This window comes from Rhizobacter sp. P3_C12 (genome assembly GCF_056402735.1).
This window is the reverse complement of the sequence record NZ_JBFUGW010000041.1, coordinates 25,664-32,350: the sequence shown is the minus strand read 5'-3', so window position 1 is coordinate 32,350 and position 6,687 is coordinate 25,664. Positions and strand designations below refer to the sequence as shown.

The window sequence follows — 6,687 nt, the reverse complement described above, 5'->3', positions numbered from 1 at the left end:
GGCCGCGCCCCGGCCGGCGTGCCGTCGGCCCCGGGCTCGGTCGCGCCGACCACGGCGGCCGTGCCCGCTGCGCCAGCGGCTTCGGCGGTGCTGGCCGAGCGGGTCGAGATCCAGACCGACCTGGTGAAGGCCACGCTCGACAGCAAGGGTGGCACGCTGGTGCGCGTCGAGCTGCTGACGCAGCACGAGCAGCTGCAGAAGGACCTGTGGCAGAAGGTGCAGGAGCTGGTCGGCCTCGCGCCGCGCCATGACGAGCAGTTCGAGAAGAAGAACGTCGTCGTGCTCGATGAATCGGCGCAGCGCCTGTACGTGGCGCAAAGCGGCCTGATCCCCGCGGCGGGCGGCAGCGGCCTGCCGAACCACCTGACGGTGATGAGCCTGGTGCCCGGCGAGCGCAAGCTGAAGGACGGCAGCAACGAGCTGGTGGTGCGCTTCGAATCGCCGGTGGTCAACGGCGTCAAGCTCGTCAAGACCTACACCTTCAAGCGCGGCGACTACGTGATCGCCGTGCACAACGAGGTCACCAACGCGTCGGGTGCGCCCGTCAACGCGCGGCTGTACCTGCAACTGGTGCGCGACGGCAACGACGGCACCGGCGGCTCGAGCTTCTATTCCACGTTCACCGGCCCGGCGATCTACGACGAGACCAAGCACTTCACCAAGGTCGACTTCAAGAGCATCGAGAAGCGCGGGCCGAAGGAGACGCCCGACCACGTGACGACGGCCGAGACCGGCTGGGTCGCGATGGTGCAGCACTACTTCACCTCGGCCTGGCTGATCGACAAGCCCGACGCCAAGCAACCGCGCGAGTACTTCACCGGCAAGGCCGACGTGACGAACGACGTCACCGGCGGCCCGGCGCACGTCTACCAGGTCGGCATGACGGTGCCGCTGGGCGACATCGCGCCGAACGCCACCAAGACCTTCGATGCGCAGCTGTTCGTCGGCCCGCAGGAAGAGCACAAGCTCGCCGAGCTCGCCCCCGGCCTCGAGCTGGTGAAGGACTACGGCTACTTCAAGGTGCTGTCCGAGCCGCTGTTCTGGGTGCTGACCCAGCTGCACAAGCTGATCGGCAACTGGGGCTGGTCCATCATCTCGCTGGTCGTGCTGCTGAAGATCGCGTTCTACTGGCTCAACGCCAGCGCCTACCGCTCGATGGCCAAGATGAAGGCCATCAACCCGAAGGTGATGGAACTGCGCGAGCGCCTGAAGGACAAGCCGCAGCAGATGCAGCAGGAGATGATGCGCATCTACCGCGAGGAGAAGGTCAACCCGATCGGCGGCTGCCTGCCCATCATTGCGCAGATGCCGTTCTTCATCGCGCTGTACTGGGTGCTGCTGTCGACGGTGGAGATGCGCAATGCGCCGTGGATCGGCTGGATCACCGACCTGTCGGCCAAGGATCCGTACTTCATCCTGCCGCTGCTGATGACGCTGTCAAGCCTGCTGCAGACCTGGCTGAACCCGACGCCGCCGGATCCGGTGCAGGCCAAGATGATGTGGATCATGCCGCTGGTGTTCTCGGTGATGTTCTTCTTCTTTCCGGCCGGCTTGGTGCTGTACTGGCTGACGAACAACATCCTGTCGATCGCGCAGCAGTGGCTGATCAACAAGCAGTTGGGCGTGCTGGGCAAATAGCAAACCCGCGGTGCCCCCGCGCTTGCGGCCCCCCAAGCGGGGGCTTGCCGCGAGCAGCGGTCGGCGCGACGATCCAGCCATGGAACGACGGCAGCTCGCCGGCCTTCCACCAGTTCAATGCGGGGCAGACCCGCTGCCGTGATCTCGGCAGCGGCTCGGGAGGATGATTCGGACCGCAGCATGCTGCACCGGCGCTTCCCCCCGCGCCATCTTCAACCCGGGCCACGCCGCATGCGTGGCCCGGGTTTGTCGTTTCTGGCGGGTCGCTTTTGAGCGGCCTTCCGGGACAATCGCCGCCATGCTGCCGCGCCACCACGATCCCGTCATCGCCATCACCACCGCGCCCGGCCGCGGCGCCGTCGGCATCGTGCGTGCCTCGGGCCGCGACCTGAAGCCGCTGGTCGACGCGCTGTTCGGTCGCGCGCTGGCACCGCGGCACGCCACCTACCTGCCCTTCACCGACGCGCAGGGCCAGGTGATCGACCGCGGGCTGGCGCTGTACTTCCCGGGCCCGCATTCCTACACCGGCGAAGACGTGCTCGAACTGCAGGCGCACGGCGGCCCGGTCGTGCTGCAGTTGCTGCTCGCGCGCTGCCTGGAGGCTGCTCGCGGGATCGGGATGGGATTGCGCCTGGCCGAGCCAGGCGAGTTCACCGAGCGCGCCTACCTGAACGACAAGCTCGACCTCGCGCAGGCCGAGGCCGTCAGCGACCTGATCGAAGCCAGCACCGAGGCGGCGGCGCGCTCGGCCAGCCGCTCGCTGAGCGGCGCGTTCTCCGACGAGGTGCACGCACTGCGCGACCGCCTGGTCTCGCTGCGCATGCTGGTCGAGGCGACGCTCGATTTCCCGGAGGAAGAGATCGACTTCCTGCAGAAGGCCGACGCGCTCGGGCGCCTTCGCACCATTGCATCCGACGTGGCGGGCGTGCTCGGCCGCGCGCGCCAGGGGGCGCTGCTGCGCGAAGGCATGCAGATCGTGCTGGCCGGGCAGCCGAACGTCGGCAAGAGTTCGCTGCTGAATGCGCTGGCCGGTGCCGAGCTGGCGATCGTGACGCCGATCCCCGGCACCACGCGCGACAAGGTCAGCGAGACGATCCAGATCGACGGCGTGCCGGTGCACGTGATCGACACCGCCGGGCTGCGCGAGGCCGGCGACGAGGTCGAGCGCATCGGCATCGCGCGCAGCTGGGAGGCGATCGAGCGGGCCGATGCGGTGCTGTTCCTGCACGACCTGACGCGGCGCGGCGAGCCGGGCTATGACGCGGCCGAGGCGCAGATCGCGGCGCGGCTGCCCGCCCCGCAGCGCGACGGCGAACGCGTCGTGCACGTCTACAGCAAGAGCGACCTCGCGAACGCGCAAAATCTGCCACCCGGCGCAGGCCACCACCTCGCGCTGTCGGCCCGCACCGGCGAAGGCCTGGACGCGTTGCGCCGCCTGCTGCTGCAACTGGCCGGCTGGCATGCCTCGCCCGACGGCTTGTTCATCGCGCGCGCCCGCCATGTCGACGCGCTGCGGCACACCGCGGAGCACCTGGCGCTGGCGCTCGAACTCGCCACCTCGCCCGACCCGGCGCTCGACCTGCTGGCCGAAGAACTGCGCCTCGCGCAGACGGCGTTGTCGCAGATCACCGGCGAGTTCACGTCAGATGATCTGCTGGGTGAGATCTTCAGCCGCTTCTGCATCGGCAAGTAGCATTTTCTGTCACATCGGCACCGACAGACGGGGCCGCGACGGTGACCGATGGGCACAAGTTTTGCCAAGCGCTGTTGTGGTGCCCGTCACACACGCTGATAATCGCGTCACTTTCACGCACTTGCCCTGCAAGTACGCGTCACACCACACAGAGGACACGATGGAACTGCAGCAGTTGGTACAAGCGATTCAAACGTTGAATGCGGAAGACGCCTTCCGCGCGCGTTTGACGCTCGACCAGTGGCGGGTCATCGGGCCCTACCTCACGCGCCACGACATCCGCGCCGGCGACCTGCTGATCAAGCAGGGCGATTCCGACCGCAGCATGTATTTCCTCGGCCAGGGCTCGCTGCAGGTCTTCGTGACCGGCGGCCCGCCCGGCAGCAACCGCATCGCGATCCTGCGCGCCGGCTCGGTGATCGGCGAACCGGCGCTGTTCCTCGACGGCCCGCGGATGGCCAACGTCGAGGCGATGACGCCGTGCATCGTGTGGGCGCTGCGCGGCCCGCGCCTGGAAGAACTGGCGCAGCGCACGCCGGCCCTCGCACTCGAGCTGGTGCGGGCCGCCGGCTCGGTGATGGCGCTGCGCATGCGCGCCAACATCACGCGCCAGACCCCGATCACCTGAGCCGGACCCTCGGGGCCCGGGCGGGCATCAATGCCCGCCGAAATCGACCAGCGTGAACAACGGCAGCCCGGCCTCGCGCAGGCGCTGCGAACCGTGCAATTCGGGCAGGTCGACGATGGCCGCGCCTTCGATCACCACCGCGCCGAGCCGCTGCAGCAGCCGCATGCCGGCCATCATCGTGCCGCCGGTGGCGATCAGGTCGTCGACCAGCACGATGCGGTCGCCCGGCTTCACCGCATCGGTGTGCATCTCGACGGTGGCCGAGCCGTACTCCAGCTCATAGGTCTCCTGCACCGTCGTGAACGGCAGCTTCCCTTTCTTGCGGATCGGGATGAAGCCGACGTTGAGTTCGTAGGCCAGCACCGAGCCGATGATGAAGCCGCGCGCATCGAGCCCGGCGATCGCGGTCGGCCGCACGTCGAAATAGCGGTGCACGAACTCGTCGATCAGGATGCGGAAGGTGCGCGGATCGGCCAGCAGCGGCGTGATGTCGCGGAACTGCACACCCGGCTCCGGCCAGTCGGGCACGGTGCGGATGCTGCGCTTGATGGTGTCGCGCGCTGATTCGAGGGGGCTGTCTGCGGTCATGGGGGACTCACCGTCGGGAACGGGGCGCCATTGTCCCGCACACGACAGCCCACGACGGGGAATTCCGACCGCAAACCCGTTCGGACTGAGCCTGTCGAAGACCAGTGCGAACTGAATCAGCGCCCGAGCAGCTTGCCTTCCGCCAAGGCAAGCGGCTCCGGCAGCCCCGACAGCACCAGCGTGTCGCCGCCGGCCAGCAGCAGCGCGTCGTGCGGCTTCGTCACCGCGCCCGACGCGCGCCGCACCGACACCACGGTGACACCCACCGCATGCAGCGCCAGCGCCGACAGCGGCTGGCCGATCCAGCTGCCGGCCGACGGCAGGCTCACGCTGAGCAGCCGTGCCTGCTGCCGCTCGTCGACGGTGTCGTCGTCGGCGCCGTGGAAGTAGCCGCGCAGCAGCCCGTAGCGCGCATCGCGCTGGTCCTGCACGACGCGGATCACGCGCCGCATCGGCACGCCCACCAGCGCCAGCGCATGGCTCGCCAGCATCAGCGAGCCCTCGATCGCCTCGGGCACCACCTCGGTCGCACCGGCCGCCTGCAGCCGCTCGATGTCGCTGTCGTCGAGCGTGCGCACGATCACCGGCACCGTCGGTGCGTGGGCCTGCACCAGGTGCAGGATCTTCATCGCCGATGGCGTGTCGTGGTAGCTCACCACCACCGCGCTGGCGCGCGCCAGGCCGGCGGCCATCAGGCTCTGCAGCCGCGCGGCGTCGCCGAACACCACGCTCTGCCCGGCGGCGGCGGCCTGGCGCACGCGGTCGGGGTCGAGGTCGAGTGCCATGTACGGGATGCGCTCGCCGTCGAGGATGCGCGCGAGGCTCTGCCCGCTGCGGCCGTAGCCGGCGATGATCACGTGCGCCTCGGTGTTGATCGCGCGCTTGGCGATGCTCGTCATCGCGACCGACTGCATCAGCCAGTCGCTCGAGCTCAGCCGCATCACGATGCGGTTGCTGTACATGATGATGAACGGCGTGGCCAGCATGCTCAGCACCATGCTCGCGAGCACCGGGCTTTGCAACGGGGCCGGGATCAGGTGCTCCTGGGTCGCCAGCGTCAGCAGCACGAAGCCGAACTCGCCGGCCTGCGCGAGGTACAGGCCGGTGCGCAGCGCGACCCCCGGCGCCGCCCCGGCCAGCCGCGCCAGCAGCGTCACCAGCGCGAACTTGAACAGCACCGGCAGCACGCTCATCACCAGCACCAGCGGCCACTGCGACAGCACGATCTCGACGTCGAGCTTCATGCCGATGGTGATGAAGAACAACCCGAGCAGCACGTCGTGGAACGGCCGGATGTCGGTTTCCACCTGGTGCTTGTATTCGGTCTCGGCGATCAGCATGCCGGCGACGAAGGCGCCGAGCGCCAACGACAGCCCCGCATGCTCGGTCAGCCAGGCCAGCCCCAGCGTGACCAGCAGCAGGTTCAGGATGAACAGCTCCTCGCTCTTGCGCCGCGCCACCAGCGTGAGCCACCAGCGCATCACGCGCTGACCGCCGACCAGTAGCACGGTGAGCAGCGCCACCGCCTTCAGGCCGGCCCAGGCCAGCGCCGGCACCAGCGCGTCGGGCGATGCGCCGAGCGCCGGGATCAGCACCAGGAATGGCACCACGGCCAGATCCTGGAACAGCAGCACGCCCATCACGCGGCGGCCGTGCTCGCTCTCCAGCTCGAGCCGCTCGGCCATCAGCTTGACGACGATCGCGGTGCTGCTCATCGCGAGCGCCCCGCCGAGCGCGAACGCGCTCTGCCACGACAGGCCCCAGCTGCGCCCGGCCTGCGCCAGCCCCCAGCCCAGCAGCACGTTGCCCGCCAGCGCCGCCAGCACCGTCATCGCGACCTGGCTGAGGCCGAGGCCGAACACCAGCCGGCGCATGCTGTTGAGCTTGGGCAGGTTGAACTCGAGCCCGATCACGAACATCAGGAACACCACGCCGAACTCGGCCAGATAGGTCATGCCGGCCGAATCCTTGGCCAGACCCAGGGCATTCGGGCCGATCAGCACGCCGACCGTCAAATAGCCGAGCATCGGCGGCAGCTTCAGCGACCGGCACGCCACCACGCCCAGCACCGCGGCGACGAGATACAGCAGGACGAGTTCGAGGGTGGATGCCATGGAGTCGCTGACGCAACGTGCGTGCC

At 68.8% G+C, this 6,687-nt stretch carries 5 protein-coding genes; 3 read left to right on the top strand and 2 right to left on the bottom strand.

The genetic code is table 11. The features are described from left to right. From yidC to AC1DXV_RS09480, 3 genes are all read left to right on the top strand, one after another. Positions 1 to 1,638 (top strand): membrane protein insertase YidC (gene yidC / locus AC1DXV_RS09490; protein WP_477933335.1); only part of this gene is annotated, 1,638 nt, incomplete at its 5' end. A gap of 298 nt (positions 1,639 to 1,936) precedes the next feature. Beyond that, on the top strand, positions 1,937 to 3,331 hold the full coding sequence (gene mnmE, locus AC1DXV_RS09485; protein ID WP_477867934.1) for a tRNA uridine-5-carboxymethylaminomethyl(34) synthesis GTPase MnmE: 1,395 nt from the start codon (positions 1,937 to 1,939) through the stop codon (positions 3,329 to 3,331). A gap of 160 nt (positions 3,332 to 3,491) precedes the next feature. Continuing rightward, a complete protein-coding gene (locus tag AC1DXV_RS09480) occupies positions 3,492 to 3,959 on the top strand; it encodes a cyclic nucleotide-binding domain-containing protein (protein ID WP_047503796.1) in 468 nt (155 codons plus the stop codon). A gap of 27 nt (positions 3,960 to 3,986) precedes the next feature. On the opposite strand, the gene AC1DXV_RS09475 is transcribed toward AC1DXV_RS09480, so the two are convergent. Both AC1DXV_RS09475 and AC1DXV_RS09470 read right to left on the bottom strand, forming a co-directional pair. Further along, the gene (locus AC1DXV_RS09475; RefSeq protein WP_477933333.1) at positions 3,987 to 4,547 is read right to left on the bottom strand and encodes an adenine phosphoribosyltransferase; all 561 of its coding nucleotides are present in this window, start codon (positions 4,545 to 4,547) and stop codon (positions 3,987 to 3,989) included. Between the two features lie 116 nt (positions 4,548 to 4,663). Next, positions 4,664 to 6,661 (bottom strand): cation:proton antiporter domain-containing protein, encoded by a 1,998-nt coding sequence (locus tag AC1DXV_RS09470; protein ID WP_477867930.1) that lies wholly within the window; start codon positions 6,659 to 6,661, stop codon positions 4,664 to 4,666. Between the last annotated feature and the right edge of the window lie 26 nt (positions 6,662 to 6,687).

What these genes read in the sequence shown, in the direction of transcription:
- mnmE (WP_477867934.1), top strand. Translation starts at nt 1,937, where the DNA reads ATGCTGCCGCGCCACCACGATCCCGTCATCGCCATCACCACCGCGCCC.
- AC1DXV_RS09480 (WP_047503796.1), top strand. Translation starts at nt 3,492, where the DNA reads ATGGAACTGCAGCAGTTGGTACAAGCGATTCAAACGTTGAATGCGGAA.
- AC1DXV_RS09475 (WP_477933333.1), bottom strand. Translation starts at nt 4,547, where the DNA reads ATGACCGCAGACAGCCCCCTCGAATCAGCGCGCGACACCATCAAGCGC.
- AC1DXV_RS09470 (WP_477867930.1), bottom strand. Translation starts at nt 6,661, where the DNA reads ATGGCATCCACCCTCGAACTCGTCCTGCTGTATCTCGTCGCCGCGGTG.